At 68.7% G+C, this 21,195-nt stretch carries 22 protein-coding genes and 1 pseudogene; 13 read left to right on the forward strand and 10 right to left on the reverse strand.

Annotation, left to right across the window (positions count from 1 at the left end; all coding sequences use genetic code 11):
• Nucleotides 1-9 precede the first annotated feature (9 nt).
• From SYV04_RS14910 to SYV04_RS14945, 8 genes are all read left to right on the forward strand, one after another.
• Nucleotides 10-564: a c-type cytochrome gene (locus SYV04_RS14910; protein WP_321546415.1), complete on the forward strand. Its 555-nt coding sequence runs from the start codon at nucleotides 10-12 to the stop codon at nucleotides 562-564.
• The gene (gene coxB, locus SYV04_RS14915) at nucleotides 561-1,628 is read left to right on the forward strand and encodes a cytochrome c oxidase subunit II (RefSeq protein ID WP_321546416.1); all 1,068 of its coding nucleotides are present in this window, start codon (nucleotides 561-563) and stop codon (nucleotides 1,626-1,628) included. Before SYV04_RS14910 ends, coxB begins: the two co-directional genes overlap by 4 nt.
• Entirely contained in the window at nucleotides 1,625-3,571 is a 1,947-nt protein-coding gene (gene ctaD / locus SYV04_RS14920) for a cytochrome c oxidase subunit I (RefSeq protein ID WP_321546417.1), read from the forward strand. Before coxB ends, ctaD begins: the two co-directional genes overlap by 4 nt.
• The gene (locus tag SYV04_RS14925) at nucleotides 3,568-4,179 is read left to right on the forward strand and encodes a cytochrome c oxidase subunit 3 (RefSeq protein WP_321546418.1); all 612 of its coding nucleotides are present in this window, start codon (nucleotides 3,568-3,570) and stop codon (nucleotides 4,177-4,179) included. The genes ctaD and SYV04_RS14925 overlap by 4 nt, the downstream gene beginning before the upstream one ends.
• A gap of 26 nt (nucleotides 4,180-4,205) precedes the next feature.
• Complete coding sequence (locus SYV04_RS14930; RefSeq protein ID WP_321546419.1) at nucleotides 4,206-4,583, forward strand: hypothetical protein; 378 nt, start codon at nucleotides 4,206-4,208, stop codon at nucleotides 4,581-4,583.
• Nucleotides 4,576-5,526: a cytochrome c oxidase assembly protein gene (locus SYV04_RS14935; protein WP_321546420.1), complete on the forward strand. Its 951-nt coding sequence runs from the start codon at nucleotides 4,576-4,578 to the stop codon at nucleotides 5,524-5,526. The genes SYV04_RS14930 and SYV04_RS14935 overlap by 8 nt, the downstream gene beginning before the upstream one ends.
• Nucleotides 5,523-5,888, forward strand: coding sequence for a c-type cytochrome (locus tag SYV04_RS14940; protein ID WP_321546421.1), 366 nt, complete (start codon nucleotides 5,523-5,525; stop codon nucleotides 5,886-5,888). The genes SYV04_RS14935 and SYV04_RS14940 overlap by 4 nt, the downstream gene beginning before the upstream one ends.
• Before the next feature lie 205 nt (nucleotides 5,889-6,093).
• Nucleotides 6,094-8,223 (forward strand): TonB-dependent receptor, encoded by a 2,130-nt coding sequence (locus tag SYV04_RS14945; RefSeq protein ID WP_321546422.1) that lies wholly within the window; start codon nucleotides 6,094-6,096, stop codon nucleotides 8,221-8,223.
• Between the two features lies 1 nt (nucleotide 8,224).
• Here SYV04_RS14945 and SYV04_RS14950 read toward each other — a convergent pair whose 3' ends face one another.
• The 4 genes from SYV04_RS14950 to sppA all read right to left on the reverse strand — a co-directional run bounded on the left by SYV04_RS14950 (nucleotide 8,225) and on the right by sppA (nucleotide 12,833).
• Complete coding sequence (locus tag SYV04_RS14950; protein WP_321546423.1) at nucleotides 8,225-10,195, reverse strand: DNA repair helicase YoaA; 1,971 nt, start codon at nucleotides 10,193-10,195, stop codon at nucleotides 8,225-8,227.
• 175 nt (nucleotides 10,196-10,370) lie between these two features.
• Nucleotides 10,371-10,682 (reverse strand): type II toxin-antitoxin system RelE/ParE family toxin, encoded by a 312-nt coding sequence (locus SYV04_RS14955; protein ID WP_321546424.1) that lies wholly within the window; start codon nucleotides 10,680-10,682, stop codon nucleotides 10,371-10,373.
• On the reverse strand, nucleotides 10,679-10,969 hold the full coding sequence (locus SYV04_RS14960) for a type II toxin-antitoxin system Phd/YefM family antitoxin (RefSeq protein WP_321546425.1): 291 nt from the start codon (nucleotides 10,967-10,969) through the stop codon (nucleotides 10,679-10,681). The genes SYV04_RS14955 and SYV04_RS14960 overlap by 4 nt, the downstream gene beginning before the upstream one ends.
• 85 nt (nucleotides 10,970-11,054) lie before the next feature.
• Complete coding sequence (gene sppA, locus SYV04_RS14965) at nucleotides 11,055-12,833, reverse strand: signal peptide peptidase SppA (RefSeq protein WP_321546426.1); 1,779 nt, start codon at nucleotides 12,831-12,833, stop codon at nucleotides 11,055-11,057.
• A 152-nt stretch (nucleotides 12,834-12,985) separates the two neighbouring features.
• Here sppA and SYV04_RS14970 point away from each other — a divergent pair, with 152 nt between their 5' ends.
• A complete protein-coding gene (locus SYV04_RS14970; RefSeq protein ID WP_321546427.1) occupies nucleotides 12,986-13,555 on the forward strand; it encodes a hypothetical protein in 570 nt (189 codons plus the stop codon).
• A 15-nt stretch (nucleotides 13,556-13,570) separates the two neighbouring features.
• A complete protein-coding gene (locus SYV04_RS14975) occupies nucleotides 13,571-14,266 on the forward strand; it encodes a hypothetical protein (protein WP_321546428.1) in 696 nt (231 codons plus the stop codon).
• Here SYV04_RS14975 and SYV04_RS14980 read toward each other — a convergent pair.
• Both SYV04_RS14980 and SYV04_RS14985 read right to left on the reverse strand, forming a co-directional pair.
• Entirely contained in the window at nucleotides 14,193-15,449 is a 1,257-nt protein-coding gene (locus SYV04_RS14980) for a ComEC/Rec2 family competence protein (protein ID WP_321546429.1), read from the reverse strand. The genes SYV04_RS14975 and SYV04_RS14980 overlap by 74 nt on opposite strands.
• A gap of 60 nt (nucleotides 15,450-15,509) precedes the next feature.
• Nucleotides 15,510-16,421, reverse strand: coding sequence for a hypothetical protein (locus tag SYV04_RS14985; RefSeq protein WP_321546430.1), 912 nt, complete (start codon nucleotides 16,419-16,421; stop codon nucleotides 15,510-15,512).
• Nucleotides 16,422-16,688: 267 nt separating this feature from the next.
• Between SYV04_RS14985 and SYV04_RS14990 the strand changes: the two genes are divergently transcribed.
• Together SYV04_RS14990 and SYV04_RS14995 are read left to right on the forward strand one after the other, a co-directional pair.
• Entirely contained in the window at nucleotides 16,689-17,225 is a 537-nt protein-coding gene (locus SYV04_RS14990) for a hypothetical protein (RefSeq protein WP_321546431.1), read from the forward strand.
• A 37-nt stretch (nucleotides 17,226-17,262) separates the two neighbouring features.
• Nucleotides 17,263-17,616 (forward strand): GFA family protein, encoded by a 354-nt coding sequence (locus SYV04_RS14995; RefSeq protein ID WP_321546432.1) that lies wholly within the window; start codon nucleotides 17,263-17,265, stop codon nucleotides 17,614-17,616.
• Between the two features lie 19 nt (nucleotides 17,617-17,635).
• On the opposite strand, the gene SYV04_RS15000 is transcribed toward SYV04_RS14995, so the two are convergent.
• Nucleotides 17,636-18,049 carry an MAPEG family protein gene (locus SYV04_RS15000; protein WP_321546433.1) on the reverse strand — a complete coding sequence of 138 codons (414 nt, stop codon included), beginning with the start codon at nucleotides 18,047-18,049 and terminating at the stop codon, nucleotides 17,636-17,638.
• Nucleotides 18,050-18,221: 172 nt separating this feature from the next.
• Here SYV04_RS15000 and SYV04_RS15005 point away from each other — a divergent pair, with 172 nt between their 5' ends.
• Complete coding sequence (locus SYV04_RS15005; RefSeq protein ID WP_321546434.1) at nucleotides 18,222-19,232, forward strand: M23 family metallopeptidase; 1,011 nt, start codon at nucleotides 18,222-18,224, stop codon at nucleotides 19,230-19,232.
• A 1-nt stretch (nucleotide 19,233) separates the two neighbouring features.
• On the opposite strand, the gene SYV04_RS15010 is transcribed toward SYV04_RS15005, so the two are convergent.
• The 3 genes and pseudogenes from SYV04_RS15010 to SYV04_RS15020 form a co-directional block, all read right to left on the reverse strand.
• A complete protein-coding gene (locus SYV04_RS15010; RefSeq protein WP_321546435.1) occupies nucleotides 19,234-19,797 on the reverse strand; it encodes an imm11 family protein in 564 nt (187 codons plus the stop codon).
• 9 nt (nucleotides 19,798-19,806) lie between these two features.
• Nucleotides 19,807-20,061: pseudogene (locus SYV04_RS15015) on the reverse strand (AHH domain-containing protein); the annotation flags it as partial.
• Between the two features lie 12 nt (nucleotides 20,062-20,073).
• Nucleotides 20,074-21,186 carry a BMP family lipoprotein gene (locus SYV04_RS15020; protein WP_422723939.1) on the reverse strand — a complete coding sequence of 371 codons (1,113 nt, stop codon included), beginning with the start codon at nucleotides 21,184-21,186 and terminating at the stop codon, nucleotides 20,074-20,076.
• Between the last annotated feature and the right edge of the window lie 9 nt (nucleotides 21,187-21,195).

Genomic DNA, 21,195 nt, shown 5'->3' on the forward strand with positions numbered 1-21,195 from the left:
GAAGCCCTCATGCACGCGCTCCCCGCCCGACACTTCCTCCCGTGCCTCTGCCTGCTGGGCCTGGTGCTTGGCTCGTGCGAGCGGGAGCACCGCCGCTTCCAAGAGCTGGCGCCCTCCTCGCGCCCGGCGGACGCCGTCCAGATGAGCGAGCTGCAACCCGGCGAGCCCACGCCACGCCCTCAAACCCAGGCCCAGTACGAGGAGAACGCCTACGCCCTCAACGAGGGCAAGCGGCTCTACCAGTGGTTCAACTGCTCGGGCTGCCATGCCCAGGGTGGAGGCGGCATGGGCCCTCCTCTCATGGACGCCAAGTGGCGCTATGGCAGCGAGCCGGAGAACATCTACGCCACCATCGTGGAGGGACGCCCCAACGGCATGCCCTCCTACCGGGGGAAGATTCCCGACCAGCAGGTCTGGCAGATCGTCGCCTATGTGCGCTCGATGAGCGGGCTGCTGCGCACGGATGTGGCGCCCAGCCGCGCCGACTCGCTCAGCGTCAAGCCCCCGGAGGCGATGAAGGCCGAGGAGAAGCCCACTCCCGCGCCGGTGGAGCAGGAGCGATGAAGGGGTGGGCCCTGCTCTGCGCGCTCCTGCTGGCGGGCTGCCGGGGAGCCGCCCAGTCCGTGCTGGAGCCCGCGGGCCCCAGCGCGGCGCGCATCCACGCGCTGTGGAACGTCTTCCTGGCGATCTGCACGGGCGTCTTCGTCCTCGTGGTGGTGACGATGCTGCTGGCCGTGCTCCGCCGCCGCGTGGATCCGGAGATCGGCTCCAGCCCTCCGGAGGTGGACGCGGAGGCCCTGCTCCCCAAGGAGAAGCGCGCCCACCTTCACGCGAAGGCCGTGGAGCCCGCCACCGAGCGCCGACTGGCCCAGTGGGTGGCCACCGCCGCGGCGTTGACGGTGGTGCTCCTGCTGGTGCTGCTGGTGACCAACACGCTCACGGGCAAGGCCCTGGCGGCGCTGCGCTCCGAGCATGCGCTGGAGGTGGAGGTGGTGGGCCACCAGTGGTGGTGGGAGTTCAAGTACCGCGACCCCGAGCCCTCGCGGCTGCTCAATACCGCCAATGAGCTGCACATCCCCGTGGGCCGGCCCGTGGCCCTGAAGCTCACCTCGCGCGACGTCATCCACAGCTTCTGGGTGCCCAACCTCGCCGGCAAGCGGGACCTCATCCCCGGCCAGGAGAACACCCTGCTCCTGCAAGCGGACAAGCCCGGCGTCTACCGCGGGCTGTGCGCCGAGTTCTGCGGCCACCAGCACGCGAAGATGGCCTTCCTCGTGGTGGCCGAGCCGCCCGAGGCGTTCGAGAAGTGGCGCGAGCACCAGCTCCAGCCCGCCGCGCCGCCGATGGAGCTGCTCACCCAGCGCGGCCAGCAGGTGTTCCTCACCGGCCCGTGCGTGCTGTGCCACGCCATCCAGGGCACGAGCGCCTCGGCCACGGTGGGCCCCAACCTCACGCACCTCGCCAGCCGTCAGACGCTCGCCGCCGCCACGCTGCCCAATGTGCGCGGCCACCTCGCGGGGTGGATCCTCAACTCGCAGAGCCTCAAGCCGGGGAACAAGATGCCGCCCATCACCCTGCCACCGGAGGACCTGCACGCGCTGCTGGCTTACCTGGAGAGCCTGAAATGAGCTCCGGGTCCGTCCTCCCCTCGCCGGCCCTGCCGGACGCGCCGCCCCTGGAGTCCGAGGCCGAAGCGCGCGAGCGGGCGCAGCTCGAGCGCACCTGGAGCCCGCTCGGGGGCCTCAAGGGCTGGCTGAGCGACGTACACCACACCACGATCGGCCGGCGCTTCATCGTCACCGCCTTCATCTTCTTCCTGCTCGGGGGCGTGGAGGCGCTGGTGATGCGGCTCCAGCTCGCGCGGCCGGAGAGCACGGTGCTCGGGCCGGACCTGTACAACCAGGTCTTCACCATGCACGGCAGCACGATGATGTTCCTGTTCGCCGTGCCCATGATGGAGGGCGTGGGACTGCTGCTGGTGCCGCTGATGATCGGCACGCGCAACGCGGCGTTCCCCCGGCTCAACGCGTTCGCCTATTACACGTACCTCATCGGCGGGCTGCTGATGAACGTGAGCTTCCTGCTCGACATGGGCCCGGACACCGGGTGGTTCGCCTACGTGCCGCTCTCGGGCCCCGAGTACTCGCCCGGCAAGCGCGTGGACGTGTGGGCGCAGATGATCACCTTCACGGAGCTGTCCGCCCTGGCCGGCTCCGTCAACATGATCGCCACCATCTTCAAGCTGCGGGCGCCGGGCATGTCCCTCAACCGCATGCCCCTGTTCGTGTGGGCCCAGCTGGTGAAGGCCTTCATGATCCTCTTCTCGATGCCGGCGGTGATGCTCGCCAGCCTCTACCTGGCGATGGACCGGCTCATCGGCACGCACTTCTTCAACCCGGCCGAGGGAGGAGACGCGCTGCTGTGGCAGCACCTGTTCTGGTTCTTCGGCCACCCCGAGGTCTACATCATCTTCCTGCCCGCCCTGGGCATCCTCTCCTCGGTGCTGGCGGTGTTCGCGCGCCGGGAGATCTTCGGCTACCTGCCCATGGTGCTGGCGATGGTCGCCATTGGCTTCATCGGCTTCGGGCTGTGGGTCCACCACATGTTCGCCACCGGGCTGCCGCAGCTCGGCCAGAGCTTCTTCACCGCCGCCAGCCTCATGGTGGCCGTGCCCAGCGGGGTGCAGATCTTCTGCTGGCTGGCCACGCTGTGGGGCGGGAAGCTGCGGCTGCGCCTGCCGCTGTATTGGATCCTCGCCTTCTTTGCCCTCTTCGTGTTCGGCGGCCTGAGCGGGGTGATGCTCGGCGCCTATGCGCTGGACCTGCAGGTCCACGACACCTTCTTCGTCGTCGCCCACTTCCACTACGTGCTCATCGGCGGCGCCGTCTTCCCGCTCTTCGGCGGCTTCTACTACTGGTTCCCCAAGTTCACTGGGCGGATGCTGAGCGAGCGGCTGGGCAAGTGGCACTTCTGGCTCTTCTTCGCAGGCTTCAACCTCACCTTCTTCCCCATGCACTACCTGGGGCTGATGGGCATGCCCCGCCGCGTCTACACCTACGCCCCGGACCGCGGGTGGACGGACCTCAACCTGCTGGCCACCGTGGGCACCTTCATCATGGCGGTGGGCCTCGTGCTGTTCGTGGTCAACGTCTTCTGGAGCCGCAAACGCGGCGCCGTGGCCGGTGACAACCCGTGGGATGCCGACACACTCGAGTGGGCCACCTCCTCTCCCCCGCCGCCGTACAACTTCCTGCACCTGCCCACGGTGCGCGGGCGCTACGCGCTGTGGACCCAGGCGGTGGACCAGCCCATCGTCACCGGCGTGCGGAGTGATCGGCCCGAGGTGCTCGTCACCCGGCTGATGGACGCCGAGCCGGACCACCGCATGGAACAGCCGGGGCCCTCGCTGTGGCCGCTCGCGGTGGCGCTGAGCAGCGGGGTGGCGTTCACCGTCTCCATCTTCACGCCCTGGGGCATCGTCATCGGCGCCGGGTTGGCCCTCATCACGCTCACCGGCTGGTTCTGGCCGAAGAAGCCCTACCGGGAAGAACTCCTCGAGGAGCAGCCGTGAACCGCCGCCGGACCCTCGACGTCTCGCACCTGCCGACCTTCGCGTTCGGCCAGCGCGACCCGCTGTGGTGGGGCGTGATGGGGTTGATTGTCATCGAGAGCACCGTCTTCGTCCTGGGCCTCGCCTCCTACTTCTACATCCGAGGCAACCACTTCGAATGGCCGCCCTCGGGCAGTGACCCCATCATCCGGGTGCTGGCCACCGTCAACATGGGGCTCCTGCTCCTGAGCTGCCTGCCCATGCACTGGGCCAACACGTCCGCCTTGAAGCGAAAGCTCCGGGGGATGCGTTGGGGACTCGTCCTCGCCAGCCTCCTGGGACTGGCCTTCCTCGCCATCCGCATCATCAACATGCAGGCCGTGGGCTTCCGCTGGGACAGCCATGCCTACGGCTCCATCTTCTTCACCCTCGTGGGCCTACACACCGTCCACATCATCGCGTCCACGCTGGAGAACCTCGTCATCGCCGCGGTCCTCTTCATCGGGCCCGTGGAGGAGAAGCACCTCGTCGACGTGCGGGTCAACGGCATGTACTGGTTCTTCGTCGTCGCCAGCTGGGTGCCCTTCTACGTCCTCCTCTTCATGGCCCCCAACCTGTTCCGCGCCTGAGGCGCGCCCACGGCAAGGAGTCCGGCATGGCACGGTCCCAGCCCCCACCCGAGGCTTCGAGCACCCGCCGCGACGCGGCGCTCTGGGTGGGTGTGCTCGCTCCGCCGCTGGCCTGGTTGTTCCTGCTGCAAGTGAGCTACAGCGTCGTCACCACCGACTGCCGGCAGGCCCAGCCGCTGTTGATGCATGGCCTGACGCTCGGAGCACTGCTGCTCGTGGGCGTGGGGGCACTGGCGGCCTGGCGCTCGTGGAAGGCCCTGCGCGCCGAGCCGGCCTCGCTGGAGTCCGAAGGCCCGGGGCGGGCTCGCTTCATGGCGCTCCTGGGGCTCGTCGAGAGCGCGCTGTTCGCGCTCGTCATCGTCTCCAACTCCATCTCCACCTTCCTCCTGAGTCCCTGTGACTGAGCCATCCGCCTCCTCGCGAGCGCTCGCGCTGCTCGCCCTGCTCGCTCCGGCCGTCGCGCTCGCCCATGGCGGGGAGCACCCCGCCCTCACCGTCTCGGAGGTGATGGGCTGGTGGACGTGGGATCCGCTCGTGCTGGGGACGCTCGGGCTCTCGGCCTTCCTGTATGTCCGGGGCGTGCGCACGCTGTGGCGCCGCGCGGGCACCGCGCGTGGCGTGCGACGCTGGGAGGTGGGAGCCTTCGCCCTGGGCTGGCTCACCGTCGCGGTGGCCTTGCTGTCCCCGCTCGACAGGCTCAGCGATCTGCTCTTCTCCGCGCACATGACGCAGCACGAGCTGTTGATGCTCGTCGCCGCGCCGCTGCTCGTTCTCGGCCGGCCGCACCTGCCCGCGCTGTGGGCGCTGGCCCCCAGGGCCCGTGCGCGGGTGACTGGGTGGATGCAGCACTCCGGGGTGCGTGCGGTCTGGCGGGCTGTCACCGGGCCCTTCCTCGTGCTCCTGCTCCATGCCCTGGCCCGATGGGTCTGGCACATCCCCTCGCTCTTCCAGGCCGCCCTGCGGAGCGAGGCGGTTCATGCCGTGCAGCACCTCATGTTCTTCGGCACCGCCGCGCTGTTCTGGTGGGCCCTCATCCGCGGGCGCTACGGCCGGGTGGGCTATGGCGTCGCCGTGCTGTTCGTCTTCGCCACCGCCGCCCACACCAGCCTCCTGGGGGCGTTGCTCACCTTCGCGCGCTCCGTCTGGTACCCCATTTATGAGGGCCGAACCCAGGCTGGAGGGCTCGATGCGCTGGAGGACCAACAACTGGCGGGCCTCATCATGTGGGTTCCCGCGGGCGCCCTCTTCATCGTCGTGGGGCTGGCGCTCTTCGCCGCGTGGCTCGGCGAGGCGGAGCGGCGCGTGGCCTACACGCGAGCGGAGCTCCCCGAGGAGGGCGCTCCATGAGCGGGCGATGGTGGGGCGTGGCCGTGCTCCTGCTGGCCGGGTGCAAGCGCGACGCGGAACAGTCCGCCGCCATCGTCACGGGGGGAGACCCCGCACTCGGGAAGGCGGCCATCTCCCGGTATGGCTGCGGCTCCTGCCACACCATTCCGGGCGTTCCGGGTGCCACCGCCACCGTAGGTCCCCCTCTCCAAGCGTTGGGACAGCGCACCTTTTTGGCGGGCCGGCTGCCCAACTCGCCCGAGAACCTCATGCAGTGGGTCCGCCATCCCCAGGAGCTGGAGCAGGGCACCGCCATGCCGAACCTCGACGTCACGGAGGAGGATGCGCGACACATCGCTGCCTACCTCTACACCCTGCGGTGAGCTGGAGCCTGGGCACTGGCCAGGCAGAGGGACTCCTGCGGCTGTTCGGAAATGTCGGGACTTCTGAAGGCCCAAAACTCCCGACATTTCCGAACAGGGAGGTGGATACCTGCACCGAAGGCCCGAGCAGCTGTCCACCATCCAGCATCATCGATCTTGCGCGGTGGCAGGACCCCTGCGTGCCTGGGAGTTTGAGCCCGTGAGGATGATCGATTGGCTTCTGACGACCGCGCTTGGTGCGCTGCTCCTGGCGGGGCTCGCGGGTGCGGAGCCTCCCACTCCCGAAACCAACCCACGTGAAGCCACCACTGGAGAAGCACCCCAGTCCGAGGACTCCCGGACCGATGCGCCTCCCGTCGCGCAAGGCACCGTCGTCACCGCGACTCGCCTGCCGCGACCGGTGCGGGATGTGCCCTCCACCGTCATCGTCCTGCCGCGCGCGGAGATCGACCGAAGCCCCTCGCTCACGCAGGATGGCCTGCTGCGCACCGTGCCCTCGGCCGCCACGTTCCGGCGCACCTCGAGCCTCGTGTCGGACCCGACCGCCCAGGGCCTCAACCTGCGTGGGCTGGCGCCCTCCGGCGTGTCCCGCAGCCTCGTGCTGGTGGATGGCATTCCCGCCAATGATCCGTTCGGAGGCTGGGTCTACTGGCGCTCCCTGCCACGCCTGGGCATGGACCGCGTGGAGGTCGTCCCCAGCGGTGGCTCGGCGCTCTATGGCAGCGCGGCCCTCGGCGGCGTGGTGCAGATCTTCTCACGCCCCATCACCGGTCCCAGCGTCGAGGGAGACGTGGCCTATGGGCTGCTCGGCACCGGTCAGCTCGCCGTGCGTGCCGCCGACCGCTGGGGTCCCGTGGGCGCCGCCGTGGAGACCGAGCTGCTCACCACCCACGGGCACCCCGTGGTGGCTCCCGAGCAACGCGGAGCCATCGACCAAGAGGCTCCCAGCAACCACGCCACCCTCAACGGCCGCGTGGAGGTAGAGGCCAGCCCGGCGCTGCGGCTGGGTGGGCGCGTGGGCCTCTTCCGTACGAACCAGAACGGGGGCACGACCTTCACCACCGCCCGCGCGGAGTCCGCGCTCCTTGGCTTCGATGCGCGGCTCACCACGGAGTCCTCCGGCCAGTTCGACCTCCAGCTCTTCGGACGCAGGCAGCGCTTCGAGCAGCGCCGCGCGCGCGTGGCTCAGGACCGCTCCACCGAGGTGCTCTCCGCCATCCAGGACGTCCCCGCGGACGAGGAAGGCGGCTCCCTCATGTGGACCGCTCCCGCGTGGGAGCTGGGCGGCACGCACGTGCTCGCGGCGGGCGCGGACGTACGGCGCGTGGCGGGCACCTCTGACGAGCGCCTCTTCCCCGCGACCGCGAATCCCGCCGCCACGGCCCTGCGCCGTACCGGGGGAGAACAGCGCTTCGGCGGCTTGTTCCTGCAGGACCTCTACACCGTGACACCCGAGGTCGAGCTGATGGCCGCGCTGCGCTGGGATGTGTGGCGCAACGTGGAGGGCACTCGCCGCGTGGAGCGCCTGGGAGGCGAGGTGGACAGCGTCACCTTCGCCGACCGGAGCGAGCAGCAGCTCAGCCCGCGCCTCGGGGTGCGCTGGCGCCCCTGGGAGCCGCTCACCCTGCGCGCCTCTGGCTACCGCTCCTTCCGTGCGCCCACCCTCAATGAGCTGTACCGCCCCTTCCAGGTCGGCACCGTGCTCACCGCCGCCAATGAGACCTTGCGCGCCGAGCGCCTCATCGGCGGCGAGGCGGGAGTCGAAGCCTCCGTCATGAAGGGGCTCACCAGCCGCGTGACAGGCTTCTGGAACGAGCTGGAGGAGCCCATCATCAACGCCACGCTCGAAACCCCGCTGCCGGATGGCACGGCGCGACAGCGGCAGAACCTGGGCCGGGCCCGCGTGCGCGGCGTGGAAGCGAGCACCGACTGGCGCGTGTCCCGCCAGTGGACGGCGCTGCTCGCGTACACCTTCGTGGACTCGGAGGTTCGCGCGGCGCCCGGCAATCCGGACCTCGTGGGCAAGCAGCTCGCTCAGGACCCCGCGCACCGGGCCACCGCCATCGTCACCTTCGATGACCCGGCGCTGCTCACCGCCACGCTCCAGCTTCGCGTCACCGGCCCTCAGTTCGAGGACGACCTGAACGAGCGCGGCATGGGCGGCTATGCCGTGGTGGATGCCTTCGTGAGCCGGCGGCTCGTGGGAGGACTGGAGGTCTTCGCCGCGGTGGAGAACCTGCTCGACCGCCGCTACCTCGTGGGCCGAGCCGGCATCGACACCCTCGGACAGCCCCTGATGCTGCGCGGGGGCCTGCGGTTGCGCATGGCCCCCTGACTCAGAGGGTGCCCTCGTGGAACCAGCCGCGCAGCGCGCTCAGGTCGTCCACGCGCTGGGCGGGCGGCAGGCTCTCCAGGAAGGCCCGCCCGTACGGCTTCGTCACGATGCGCCGGTCCAACAGCGCCACCGCGCCCCGGTCGCTCTGCGTGCGGATGAGCCGCCCGAAGCCCTGGCGCAGCGCCAGCGTCGCCTGTGGCAACTGGTACTGCCCGAAGGCCTCCACTCCGCGCGCCTCGAGCTGCCGGATGCGCGCCGCCACCAGCGGGTCTCCCGGCGAGGCGAACGGCAGCCGATCGATGATGAGCAGGCTCAGCGCATCGCCCGGCACGTCCACGCCTTCCCAGAAGCTGTGGGCCGCGAACAGCACGCTGGGCTCTTCCCGGAACGCCTCCAGGAGCTGCTGCTTGGGCCGATCGCCCTGCTTGAGCACCTGGTACGGCAGCCGGTCCTTCGTCAGCTCGTACGCGCGCTCCATGTTGCGCAGCGAGGTGAAGAGCACGAAGGCCCGCCCACCCGACACCTCGCACAGTTGGACGATCTCCTCGGAGGCCGCCTCGATGAAGCCCGTCACCGCCGGATCCGGCAGGTGCGTGGGCAGGTAGAGCGCCGCCTGCTGCGCGAAGTTGAAGGGGCTCGCCACCGACAGCGTCCGCACCTCGGCCACCGGCACGCCCTCGTCGTCGTACAGCCCCATGCGCTGCGCGAAGAAGTCGAAGCGCCCCTCGGCCGCCAGCGTCGCCGAGGTGAACACCACCGTGTCCACCCCGCCGTAGAGCCGCCCACGCAGTTCCTTGGCCACGTCGATGGGGCTGGCGCGCAGGAACACGCCTCGACCGCGAGCCTCCGCCCAGTACACGTGGTCCGTGGAGTCCGCCTTCTCCAGGAAGCTCAGCTCCTCGGCCATCTCATTGCCGCGACGGGCGAGCGCCAGCAGCTCCGGCTCACGCTCGCTCGCGGTGAAGGCCGACAGCGCCGCCAAGCTCTCCCGCACCTGGTCCAACGAGCCCGACAGCTGCGCCATCCGGTCCGGCTTGAGCGCCACCCCGCCCTCGCTCCCCGTCAGCCCCAGCACCCGAGGCGCCTGGGTGAAGAGCACCTCCGCGTACGTGCGCACCCGCGCCGCCAGCGCCCGCATCGTGGTGAAGCGCCCGTCCGTCTCCGGCAGCGCCGCCACCGCGTCGCGCGACAGCTCGTCCAGCCGGTGGTTGGACACGCTGCAGCCGAAGTGACCGCTCGCCGCGTCCTCCAGCGCGTGCGCCTCGTCGAAGATGACCGCCTCGTAGAGCGGCAACACACCCTCGTTGCGCCGGCCCGCGCCCCGCAGCGCCAGGTCCGCGAAGAACAGGTGGTGGTTCACCACCAGCAGGTCCGCGCTCTCCGCCTCGCGCCGCATCCGCGTCACGAAGCACTGTTCGTACAGCGGGCACTTCGAGCCCAGGCACGTCTCCGCCGTGGCCGATAGCCGCGACCAGGCGCTGAAGTTCTCTGGCAGCTCCAGCTCCGCCCGGTCTCCCGTCTCCGTCCGTGTCGCCCACTCCTGGATGTGCGGCCAGTGGCGCACCTCCTCTCGCGAGCCGAACGTCGGGTCCTTCGTGAAGGCGTTGTAGCGCTGCAGGCACAGGTAGTTGCCCCGGCCCTTGAGGTAGGCGGCCTCGAAGTTCAGGCCGATGCGCTCCTTCAGGAGCGGCAAGTCCTTGAAGAAGATCTGGTCCTGCAGGGTCTTCGTCGCCGTGGACACCACCACGCGGCGACCGGACAGCAGCGCGGGCACCAGGTAGGCGAGCGTCTTGCCCGTGCCCGTGCCCGCCTCGGCGAGCAGGTAGCTGCGCTCGTTGAAGGCTCGCTCCACGGCTCGCGCCATCTGGAGCTGCTCCGGACGGTGCTCGTACGCGGGCAGCGCGGCTTGGAGCGCGCCTCCCGGACCGAGCAGGGTATCGACATTGAATGAGCGGACGAGCGTGAGCGCCATCGGAGAGGGAGCCTCGGGCCTGCGAGGCGGTGGAACAAGATAACAGCCCGATACGCTTGGGAGATCGGGACATTTGCGCTCCCTTGCCGGCTTGCCCGGCAGGGAGGTGGACACCGGGATGGCGCTCGGATGGCTCCAGGGTGGGGAACGGAGCGGCATTCCCGCACTCGGGCCTTCAATCCTCAGGCAGCGGCTCGCGCGGGAACAGGCGGTGCCCCTCGAATACGGTGAGCACCACGATGCCGCGCGGCTCGACACGGTAGACGATGCGGTAGTGCCGCAGCAGCACTTCACGAATGTCGTCTCGCCCGACTTCCGGCACGCGTCTTCCCGTCAGCGGAGTACTCGCCGCACGCCGGGCTTGCCCACGCAGCTTCTCGACCCACGCACGCGCGGCGGCCGGGTCATCCGAGGCGATGAAGCGAGCGATGGCCACCAGATCGTTCCTGGCCCGGAGCGACCAGCGGAGCTGCGTCCCTCGGCTCACGCCTTGTGCTTCCCAAGAGCCTCCTTCAGCGATGCGCCGAGTTCCTCGTCGGACAGGACGCGCCCCGCCTCGACATCCGCCATCCCCTCATCGATGGCGGTCAGGAACCGCGCCCGTGCGGCCAGCTGGTCGAACTCTTCGGGAGCCAGGAGCACGGCCGCTGGCTTGCCTCCTTGGGTGATGACAACCGGGCGCCGATGCTCGCGCAACCGACGCACCACCTCCGACGCACGCGCCTTGAAGTCGGCGATGGGCAGGATGTCTTCCGATACCTGAAGGGGCTTCATGGAGTCCTCATCCTGGTCTGAATTCGAGTCTGAAGATAGACCCTCCTGTGGGTCATCCAGGACGAGGACTCAGGGAAGCGCTCTCTCAATCCACCGTCACTTCCACCGGCATGATGGCGTAGACGCCTGCGGGGTCGTTGAACGCGCGCAGCATCTCCACCTGCCGCTGCAGGTCGGACCACACGCGCTCCACCGCCGCGTGCGCCCGAGGCTTCTGCTTCTTGTCCATCGACTCCATGAGCTGCTGGAAGAAGGGCTTGGGCCGCTCCGGGAGATCCATCCGGTAGTCGCTGCCAACTCCCGCCTTCTCCGCCGCGAACTTCGCCGCCTCCTGCAGCCCGCCGACCTCGTCCACGAGCCCCAGCTTGCGCGCCTCCTCCCCGGACCACACCCGGCCCTGGCCGATCTCATGCACCTTGTCGCGAGGAAGCTGGCGGCCCTCGGCCACCTTGGTCAGGAACTCTTCGTACACGCGATCCACCATGTGCTGAATGCGCGCCAGCTCCGCCTCCGTCTTGGGCCGGGTGAGCGTCGCCGGGTTCGCCATCTTCGCCGTCTGCACGCTGTCGAAGGTGACGCCGTGCGTGTTGGCCAGCTTCTGCACGTTGGGCAGCAGGCCGAAGACACCGATGGACCCTGTAATCGTCGTGGGCTGGGCGAAGATTCGATCTCCGTAGGCGCTGATCCAGTAGCCCCCCGAGGCCGCGTAGCTGCCCATGGAGATGATCACCGGCTTCACCTTCCGGGTGATGATGACCTCCCGCTGGATGAGGTCCGAGGCGCCCGCGCTGCCTCCGGGGCTGTTGACCCGCAGGACCACGGCCTTCACGTCCTCGTCCTGGCGCAGCTTGCGCAGCTCGCGGCTGATGCGATCGCCGCCCGCCTGGTCGTGGCGCCCCTCGCCGTTGACGATGACGCCCTCCGCGTACACCACCGCGACCCGGTGCTTGCCCTCCTTGGGCCGGACCTCGAGCTCGGCGTAGGTATCCAGCGGAATCTGATGGAAGGTCTTCTCCTTCTCGTCCGTGCCCGACAGCTTCTTCAGCTCCTCCAGAACCTCGTCATAGGCCGCGACGCGGTCCACGAGCCCGGCCTCTTGCGCCTCTTCCGGCTCCAGCAGGCCCTTCTCATCCGCCACGGCCTGGATGGCCTCGGGCGTCTGCTTCCGGTCCGCGCTGAGCGCGGCCTTCCACTCGGTCCACATGTCGTTCAGCAGCTTCTGGAGCTGCTCCCGGCTGGGGTCGCTCATGCGGTTGAGGATGAAGGGCTCGACCGCGGACTTGTACTTGCCGACCCGAGTCACCTGCACCTCGATGCCGTACTTCTGGAAGGCATCCCCGAAGAACGTCGGCTCCGACGCCAGGCCGTTCAGCTCCACGTGGCCCGCGGGGTTCACCACCAGCGTCGTGGCCACCGCGCCAAGGAAGTAGTCGTGCTTGCCCCACTCGAGGTTGTAGGCCCACACCGGCTTCTTGGCCTTGAAGCGCTGAAGCGCGCCGCGTAGCTCCCGCAGAGCCGCGTGGCCCGAGCCGTAGCCCACGGGGTTGAGGTTGCCCGTCATGAAGAGGCCGACGATGCGCTCGTCCTCCGTGGCCCTGTCGAGCGCCGCCACGACGGTGGCCAGCGCCACCACCCGCGTCTCCTCGCCCTGGAGCGCGCTCTGGAGCATCTCGCTCGGCCCGGCCTCGTTCGTGCGGTCGAGCAGGTTCATGTCCAGATCCAGGACCAGCACGGCCTTGGAAGGCACCGTGGGCTTGGCGGCGCCCGCTACGGCCACGAAGCCCACGAGCAGGAAGAAGGCGCCTCCGGCGAAGATGCCCAGCGCGATCAAGCAAGCCACGAGTGTCTTGAGGAAATCCTTCATGCACGCTCCCCCAGGTTCATGCCCTGGAGCATGCCATCCTGGACCTCAGAGGGAGGAGCGTCGAGTTCCTTCGTGCCATGCACTCAACGCTGCCGCCGCTCACCGGGGCAGGTTTCCGCCAGCGAGGACGCGCCCTATTCGTTGTTGACGTCATGTCCAGCTCCGACACTTCCTCGCGCGCCGGGCTCATCAGCGGGGGCGCCCTGCTGGTCTCCTTCTGGCTCCTCGTCTGGCTCCTCGATGGGGGGGCGTGTCACGCGTTCGAGAAGCTGGAGGGTACGGAGAAGGCGCCGTACTCGGCCGAATACCTCAACGCCGTGGTGAACCTCTCCGCGCTCCGCGAGCTCATGGTCCTCAAGGCAGCCATTCTGGCCATTGCCCTGGGCTGTGCCGTCGTGGGTCTGCTCGGGCTGGTGCTGCGCCGTGAGCCCGCCAGTGCCGCGCCGCCCGCGGGTGGCCCCGTCCTGCGCGGGGACACGGCATACGTGCTCCTCGTGGCCCTCGGCGCGGGACTCCTGCTGCTGTCCACTCAGAGCAAGCCCGAGTTCAAGGCCCTGCCGCCTGTCGCCGCGGCGGGGCCTGGCACTTCACCGGACGCCGGCATGGCTTCGCAGGGAGGCGCCGACGGCGGGGTGAGCGATGGCGGCGTGAGCGATGCCGGCGTACCGGACGCAGGCGCTCCGTCCGTTGACGGGGGCACGCCTTCGGGAACTCCGCGATAGCCAGCCCGGGACGCCATGGACCTTCTCACGAAGATCTTCGCGGTGCTCAAGACGTGGTTCTACGAGATCCTCGGCGTGCTGGTGCCAGGCTCGCTCATCGCGGCCTTCTGGCCCTGGAACCTCTTCGCCCTCGAGTACCTCCAGCCCTCGGAGCCGCTGGTCTTCATCGTCTTCGCCTACGTCGCGGGGCTCTTCAGCCAGGGGCTCGTCGATTACTTCACCCGGCAGTTCGTGCCCCCTCGCGACAGCAACCCCGCCTACGAGACCTGCAACCTCCTCCAGGTGCAGGTGGAGCAGCTCATGAAGAAGAAGCTGCCCGACGTCCAGCTGCCACGCCAGGCGCTGCTGGGCATCTGCCTGAGCCATGTCGAGAGCAAGCGGGAGGTCTATGACAAGTTCCTGGCGCTCCGGGACATGTCGCGCGGGCTCATGGGCGCTTCGCTCCTCGCCGGAGCGCTCCTGCTCTGGCAGAAGCGCGACACGCTCACCCCCTGGCAGAGCGCCGGAATCGCCGTCTTCAGCGTCTGCGCGGCGGTCGCGTTCTACAACCGCTTCCGCAGCTATCAGCCCGCCGCGGAGCAGGCGCTCTACGAGATGTTCCTCGCGCTGGAGCTGAAGCCCTCCGCCTCCGTCGAGGTCAAGCCCCCGGCTGCTGGACCGGCCGCCGCTGCTGGCGTCTCCGAGCGGCCAGCCCCGCCCGCAGCGCGGTGATGGCCGTCTTCAAGAGGCCTCCGCCGGGAGCGGGGGCCGGAGGCGACGCCGGGCCCTTCCGTGGCCGCTTCGGAGGTCCCGACTGGCACAAGGGGCCCCTCAGGGACTCGACGAACTCGGTGTGCCAATCACCGAACGCCGGCTCGATGTCGAACTGGTCTCCGAGGAGGTTGACCATGATCGAGCCCGCGCAGGGCACCTCGGGCTTCCGGGGCACACGATCCCGGGGCGGCGCCTGCTCCTTCAGCGGCTTGATTCGATGGCGATAGGGGTACTCCACCCCCGACGCGGCGGCGATTCGCGTCATGCGCACCCGCTCGGGTTGGGGATGGCAGGCGTGGGTGAGCTGGGTGCAGAGGAGCCGGCAACTTCCTCCCCGCACCGTGGCCTTCACGTGTTCCGGGTGGGGATGACCATAGGTGTTCCGGGTCCCCACCGAGCACACCGCGGTGCTCGCGCGGATGTGCTCGTAGAGCTTCTGCCCGCTCAGGCTTCCGCTCTCCTTTTCATTGAACCTCCCGCCGTGGTGGGGAATGCGCACCACCCCGGCGCGCAAGCGCTGCAGCCCCTCCTGACTCGAGCGATTGCCCGACGCGCTGCCTCTCAGGATCTCCTCCCACGCCAGCAGGGGCGCATCCGAGCCAATGAGCACGCCCTCTCCGAGTGCGTTCTCCACGCGCAGGACCACCGAGACCTTGTTCGCCGCGTGCTCTCCGAGGACCTGGGTGCGGGAGACGTCCCGGAAGGCGGGGAACACAATGCTGACCTTCCACCCCGCCCCCGCGCGAACCACCTTGGGAGCGCCCTCCCAGTTGGCGGCCTTCAGCTCGAAGTGCCTCTCCCCCGCCCACGCATCCAACTGGTCCAGCAGCCTGCGCTTCGGACCCTCCGGGTTTCGCAGCTCGTCGGGAGAGCGATCCTGGTTGATGAAGACCTGTTCGATCTGGCCACCGTCCCGGAGGAAGTTCTTCAAGAAGTTCAGCAGGCCCCCGATGTGGTCCTGGTCCAGGTGAGACACCACCACCGCAGAGAGCTTGCGGATGTTGTGGTCCGCCACGAAGTGCCGAGCGACCAGGGAGTCCTTGCAATCGAAGAGGATGGGCCCTTCTTCGCCCGGGGGAACGATGAAGGAGCAGTCACCCTGGCCGACATCCAAGAAGTAGATCGCTAGCGAGTCCTCCATCCTCATTCCCCTTTTCCACCACTCGCCAACACGGGGGCACGCGCCTCCAGTGACGGCTTCTCATTCTTGTTCGAGTGGCATCGCGGGAACGGTGACGGACTCCTTCTCCTCGCTTGGGCGCTCTGGCGAGGAGGCAACCTCCTCGAGCGACACGACAGGCCCGATGGGCTCACCCGCCGGACCAGCCCGCACCTCGGCGAAGTGGAAGGACTCGGTACACGGGCGTGGGATCAGCCTCCTGGGCAGCCGGAAGGTGCCGCCCCCCTCCTCGAGGGCTCGAAAGCTCGCCCTGCCCTTCTCTCGGGTTTCGATCCGACCGAAGACCCACGTCGTCCGTGGGACTTCCTCGAGCACGCCCGAGCGGACGATGTCCACGGCGCCCAGCAGGAGGCGCTTGCGCTTGCGCTCCTCACCAGAGAGCCGGTGGGTCATCTCCTGGTTCAACCGCTGGGTCTCCCGCTGAATCCGGAGCGCCGCATCGTCCATGGCCTCTCGCGGCGCACCGCCATGGCCCGAGCAGCCGAGCCCCCAGAGCTTGCAGACGAAGCCCTCGTCCACTGGCTCTACCCGGATGTTCTGCTCCTGGTGGAAATGAACGCGATGCACCTGGCCCTCGAGCAGGCGGCTCTCCCAGCCGCTCTTCATGGCGCTCAGCACCCGCTGCTCCGTCTGAGGGCGGATTCGAGGCGCGTGCCCCCACCAGAAGTTCATCGCCTTCTCGACCTGCTGCTGCCGCAGGAAGCGCTCGGCGACGCTGTCATACGCAGTCCGGGCGAAGCGCCGGGCGAGCCGATCCTTCCCCTGTTGCAGGAGGTCCGAGGCCCGACGTTGCACGTGTCTGACCTTCTCCAGCAGGAGTTCCGCGCGCTCGAATCGGGAACGCGGCTCATGGCCGGAGTCCCAGAACTCCTCCCGGGCACTCCGCGCCAAAGGCAACGCCACCGACTCCTGCCCTAGCTTCTGCGCACCCATCACACGCCTCTTGCCGCTGGAGGACCCTGCTCCTTGCTCCGCGCCTCGGATTGCCGCGGGCCGCTGACGTTTCTTCTCTCTGCTCATAGAATCTGGAGGGGGCCGTTTGTGACGCCAAATGTAACGACCCCATGCCCGGCAGGCCGTGGGCTCGGAGGCAGGATGTCCACCGCCAACCTGCACGCCCGCTGATCAGGCCTCACGAAGGGTGTCCGCCATGTAGCATGGCGACGCTGAAGAACCCGATGCCGTGACAAGAGGACCCTTATGACTTCCCTCCGAGCCGTTGTCCTCAGCAGCCTGCTGTGCCTGTCGTACGCCCCCTCGGCGCTCGCCAAGGAGAAGAAGCCCTCGGGCGGCGCCAAGCCCTCCGAGACGAAGCGCCTCGAGCTGGTGGAGCGCTCCAGCACCAGGGGCTTCGCCATCAAGGTGCCCAGCGAGGCCACGGGAACCCAGGATGACTGGAGCATGACCTACAAGACGCTCGTGGCTCCGGACTCCACGCCGATCAATGTCGTCGTCTCCGTGGAGTCCCTGGATGAGTTCACCCCTGTCACCAACCTGGACAAGGCCGTCGAATCCATCACCTCCAAGCGCCGCCCTGGCGCCCTGAAGCCCCCCGTTTCCGAGCAGAGAGAGCTCCCCAATGGCTACCTGGTGGTCCTCGGTCCGCAATACGACACGCACGCGGTTCACGTGATTCGCAACGGCAAGGAGGTGCAGGTCAAGGCAGACTGCACCGGGCCCTCCTCCCGCCTGGAGGCGCTCAAGGAAATGTGTCTGTCCGTAAAGCCCACGAAGTAGCGGGAGCACGCGCCCCGCTCATCAGAGGAGCCCCATCATGGCCGAGACGTACAAAGGTGGTTGTCACTGCGGGAAGGTTCGCTACGAGGTGAAGCTGGACCTGAACGAGCTCATCTCCTGCAACTGTTCGATTTGCGCGAAGACGGCCTCGATCCTGGCCTTCGTGCCCGCGCAGGAGTTCAAGCTCCTGTCGGGCGAAGACGCCCTCACGGACTACCAGTTCGGCAAGAAGCATGTTCACCACCTGTTCTGCTCCACCTGCGGCATCCGCTCGTTCGGCAGCGGTGAGATGCCGGACGGGCGAGCGATGCGCGCCATCAACGTCCGCTGCCTCGAGGGCGTCAACGTCGACACGCTCAAGATCACGCCGTTCGACGGCAAGAGCCTGTGACGGCGGGGTGAGGCCGCCGTCAGAGCGCTCCTGACAGGCGCACCATCATCCACCCCAGAATCACCAACTGCGGGACGAAGAACGAGAAGCGCGCGAGGACCTGCCAGTGCGAGGTGCCCGTCAAATGCACCACGCTCTGGCCAATTCGCAGCGCCAGGTACCACCCGGCCAGCGGATCCGTGACGCTCAGCTTCCCCATCAGCCCCGCCACGAGGATGACCGCCGCGAACAGGGGCAGGTTCTCCAGGCAGTTGGCGTGCGCGTGCATCAGCCGCTGCAGAAGCGGCGGATCCTCCGTGGGCTTGCCGCGCGTCCAGTCGTTGGCCCGGCGCCGCCCCGACAGCACGGACAGCGAGCGGTACACCACCACGCCGGCGACCAGCAGCAGGGTCCACGCCGCGAACCCCAACACGCTCAACAAGGACACGCTCATCAGACTCCTCCAAAGGGAGCTCGCCTCCACGGCGAGCGGCCCAGTCTAGGCACACGCTCGCCCAGCATCCGAGCAGGCTGTGGGCGACCGGTTGCGAAGGGGGCCTCAGGAATGTGGAATCGCCTCCAGCGTTCGCTCGCTCCCCGTGCCGCTCCGCCCCTCCACATCGCTCGTGCGTCCCCTCGTCGCGTGCCTGCTCGCGCTGGCGCTCGGCGCGTGTCAGCCGTCTCCTGAATTCCGCAGGCGGCCGTCGCCCCTGGATTCGCGCTCTCTCGAGGCCTCCTACACCTGGCGCTCGGCGCCACGGGTGGCTCCGGACCTCGATGAGGCACAGGCGCTGGCCCTGGCGGCGCGCACCGTGCTCCAGACGCTCCCCGAGGAAGAGCAGCGGCGCATCCTGGAGTCGTGGCTTCCGTTCAGTCCCGCGCCGACCTTCGTGGCCGTCCTCACGCCCGAGGGAGGCGTGGCGCCCGCTCCCGAGCTGGCCTCCTCCCGCCGGGAGGTGGATCTCCTCGCCTTGGTGCGGGCACTGCATGCGAAGCATGGCACCCGGGTGCTGACGCTCTCGGCCTTCTTCCTCGGCCCGGAGCCGATGGAGCGCGCACGGAAGCGGCTGCGGCAGGCTCCCGAGCGCATCAGCACGGCCGCGCTCTCGCGTGTCCTGCGTCGCCGGGAGCGGCCCCTGCTGCGACAGGTTCGCGAGGCGGAGCGATGGGCGACCCTCTACGGACTCGGGTGGCCCGTGGACCGGAGCTGGCGGGTGACGTCCCGCTTCGGCCCGCGCATCCACCCCATCCTCGGCGGCCTCTCGGAGCATCGCGGCATCGACATCGCCACGCCCGTGGGCACCGAGGTACGCGCTCCCGCGAGCGGCGTCGTCACCCGCGTCCTCCAGGGTCCCGTCAACGGGCACTGGATCGAGTTGGACCACGGCTCCGGCGTGCGCACGCACTACTGCCACCTGTCGCTCGTGGAGGTGAAGCGTGGGCAGCAGGTGCAGGCTGGGGAGCTCGTAGCGCGCTCGGGCGACACGGGCCGCGTCACCGGGCCGCACCTCCACTATCAGGTGAAGCTGCCCGGCGGGTACGTGGACCCCTTGGGGAGCCGCGCGTCCGTGGAGCTCGTCGCCGCGCCCCTGGTGCTCGCTCCCGCGCCGCTGGCCACCCTGCCCAGCGCCCAGTAGATCAGACTTCCTCGAACCTCGTGCCCGTGGCGCCCATGCGCTCCAAGGCGTCCTTGATCCTGCCGGAGACGATCAGCGGACCCATCCACCCCTCGCAACGGAACACCTGGGCGCTCCCAACCTTCGCCTTGTCGATGCGCATGTCACGCACGGAGAAGTACTGACCCACCTTGTGCGGCACACCGTCTTCATGCGTCCAGAGTTCGATCCGGGATGCCTGTTCATCGATACAACGGATGAGGCGGGTCGCCACGAGAATGAGGTGCTGTTCTGGTTGGCCCTCCACGTCCACTGGAATCAGTTGCACATCATCCCGTGCCAGCTCCGAGAACATGGATGCGACCCGGACATGAACCACAGGGAGCCGAATACCCGCCTCCGTGAAGTCCAGCGGCTTTCCCGCGCTCTCGATGGGAATTCTCAAGCGATCCTTGATGTGGACGGGGACCCCGAGCCTGAATTGCCAGTCGTCCACCTTCTGGCCGTGACTGTCCCTGGGGAGCGCCAAGTGCCAGCGGTGAGGGAGTTCTACGTCGTCGGATAGCTGGAAAAACCGCTCCGCCATGGACTCCATTTAACGCGCTTGCTGCCGGGTGACGAGTTGGTTCAGTTCTGTTCCCGGAGTGGAGATCTGCCTGGCCAGCCTCTGAAGTGCGCCAGTCAAAGCTCCCCGGCACTCCACGACGCTGCGACAGTTCGCCGTTGCATCGTCCAGGGTGCTGAGAACGATCTCATGATACCGCCTGGGGTGGGGCCCATAGTGACCCGATAGCGGCATCTTGTTCGCCGGATCATCCAGCGTCATCCCCGCCCTGGCGAAGATCTCCTTCTTATGACGCGTTCAGGGGGTGGGGACCTCGAGCTCCCCCGCGATGATCTTCGCCTTCAGCGCCTCTACCTTGCTCAAGGCCTCCTCCTTGCCTGGGAAGTCGAGGCGCACCGGCGCCAGCGCGATGCCGCCCTCCTTCAGGCCCATGGACACCAGGCCTCCGTGGAAGCGGCCCTGGACCTGGTCGCGGATGCCTTCGTAGATCGTCAGGTCCACCCGCTTGAGCACCGTGGTCAACATCGCCTTCGGCGCCAGGTGGAACTGATCCGAGTCCACGCCGATGACGAAGACCGCGCGGCCCGCCTCGCTCGCCTCCTTCACCGCCTGGATGGCGCCCAGCCCATCCACTCCCGCCGCCGAGAAGATGACGTCCATGCCCTTGGTCACCAAGTCCTGCCCCACCTGCTTGCCCGCGGCGAAGTTGGTGAAGCTCCCCGTGTAGTTGGCCACCACCGTGGCCTTGGGATTCGTGGAAGCCACCCCCGCGCGGAAGCCCGCCTCGTATTGCTTCACCAGGGGAATCTCCATGCCTCCCACGAAGCCGATCTTGCCTTCCTTCGTCGCCAGCCCCGCCAGCGCCCCCGCCAGGAAGCAGCCTTCCTCGGCGCGGTAGGTCACCGCCCGCACGTTCGGCAGGGAGTAGGGCTCGTTGGCGGGCGTGAGCAGCGGGCTGTCCACGAAGAGGAACCGCTGCTTCGGATGGCGCTGCGCCACCACCTCCACCGCGTTCTCCAGCATGAAGCCCACGGCGACGGTGAGCGCCACGCCCTGCTCCACCGTGAGCTGGAGGTTCGGCTCGTAGTCCTCCGCCACCTGGCTCTGCAGGATGCTGGGGGTGATGCCCAGCGGCGTAATGGCCGGGTCTCGCCGGGCCAGCTCCGGCCCCAGGGAGGCCTGGAGCTCCTCCGGCGTGGCGGGCTTGTATCCCGTCCCCTCGTACTTCAGGCCCGCGGCCCACAGCTCCAGACCGCGCAGCGCCGAGTCATTGAAGGCGTGATCGCCGCGCCCTCCCAGCCCTAGCACGAGGCCGATCCGGGGCTTCTCGGCGACGGGGGCAGCGGCCGCCGGCGCGGGGGCCTGGCTCGACGCGGCAGGCTCTGCATTCTGGCTCTTGCAGGCCAGCATCAGCGACAG

Source organism: Hyalangium ruber (assembly GCF_034259325.1).
GTDB classification, from domain to species: domain Bacteria; phylum Myxococcota; class Myxococcia; order Myxococcales; family Myxococcaceae; genus Hyalangium_A; species Hyalangium_A rubrum.

What these genes read in the sequence shown, in the direction of transcription:
- SYV04_RS14995 (WP_321546432.1), top strand. Translation starts at nt 17,263, where the DNA reads ATGGCCGAGACGTACAAAGGTGGTTGTCACTGCGGGAAGGTTCGCTAC.
- SYV04_RS14910 (WP_321546415.1), top strand. Translation starts at nt 10, where the DNA reads ATGCACGCGCTCCCCGCCCGACACTTCCTCCCGTGCCTCTGCCTGCTG.
- SYV04_RS14975 (WP_321546428.1), top strand. Translation starts at nt 13,571, where the DNA reads ATGGACCTTCTCACGAAGATCTTCGCGGTGCTCAAGACGTGGTTCTAC.
- SYV04_RS14990 (WP_321546431.1), top strand. Translation starts at nt 16,689, where the DNA reads ATGACTTCCCTCCGAGCCGTTGTCCTCAGCAGCCTGCTGTGCCTGTCG.
- SYV04_RS14940 (WP_321546421.1), top strand. Translation starts at nt 5,523, where the DNA reads ATGAGCGGGCGATGGTGGGGCGTGGCCGTGCTCCTGCTGGCCGGGTGC.
- SYV04_RS14950 (WP_321546423.1), bottom strand. Translation starts at nt 10,195, where the DNA reads ATGGCGCTCACGCTCGTCCGCTCATTCAATGTCGATACCCTGCTCGGT.
- SYV04_RS14970 (WP_321546427.1), top strand. Translation starts at nt 12,986, where the DNA reads ATGTCCAGCTCCGACACTTCCTCGCGCGCCGGGCTCATCAGCGGGGGC.
- sppA (WP_321546426.1), bottom strand. Translation starts at nt 12,833, where the DNA reads ATGAAGGATTTCCTCAAGACACTCGTGGCTTGCTTGATCGCGCTGGGC.
- SYV04_RS15010 (WP_321546435.1), bottom strand. Translation starts at nt 19,797, where the DNA reads ATGGCGGAGCGGTTTTTCCAGCTATCCGACGACGTAGAACTCCCTCAC.
- SYV04_RS14960 (WP_321546425.1), bottom strand. Translation starts at nt 10,969, where the DNA reads ATGAAGCCCCTTCAGGTATCGGAAGACATCCTGCCCATCGCCGACTTC.
- SYV04_RS14980 (WP_321546429.1), bottom strand. Translation starts at nt 15,449, where the DNA reads ATGGAGGACTCGCTAGCGATCTACTTCTTGGATGTCGGCCAGGGTGAC.
- SYV04_RS15000 (WP_321546433.1), bottom strand. Translation starts at nt 18,049, where the DNA reads ATGAGCGTGTCCTTGTTGAGCGTGTTGGGGTTCGCGGCGTGGACCCTG.
- SYV04_RS14985 (WP_321546430.1), bottom strand. Translation starts at nt 16,421, where the DNA reads ATGGGTGCGCAGAAGCTAGGGCAGGAGTCGGTGGCGTTGCCTTTGGCG.
- coxB (WP_321546416.1), top strand. Translation starts at nt 561, where the DNA reads ATGAAGGGGTGGGCCCTGCTCTGCGCGCTCCTGCTGGCGGGCTGCCGG.
- SYV04_RS15020 (WP_422723939.1), bottom strand. Translation starts at nt 21,186, where the DNA reads ATGCTGGCCTGCAAGAGCCAGAATGCAGAGCCTGCCGCGTCGAGCCAG.
- SYV04_RS14945 (WP_321546422.1), top strand. Translation starts at nt 6,094, where the DNA reads ATGATCGATTGGCTTCTGACGACCGCGCTTGGTGCGCTGCTCCTGGCG.
- SYV04_RS14930 (WP_321546419.1), top strand. Translation starts at nt 4,206, where the DNA reads ATGGCACGGTCCCAGCCCCCACCCGAGGCTTCGAGCACCCGCCGCGAC.
- ctaD (WP_321546417.1), top strand. Translation starts at nt 1,625, where the DNA reads ATGAGCTCCGGGTCCGTCCTCCCCTCGCCGGCCCTGCCGGACGCGCCG.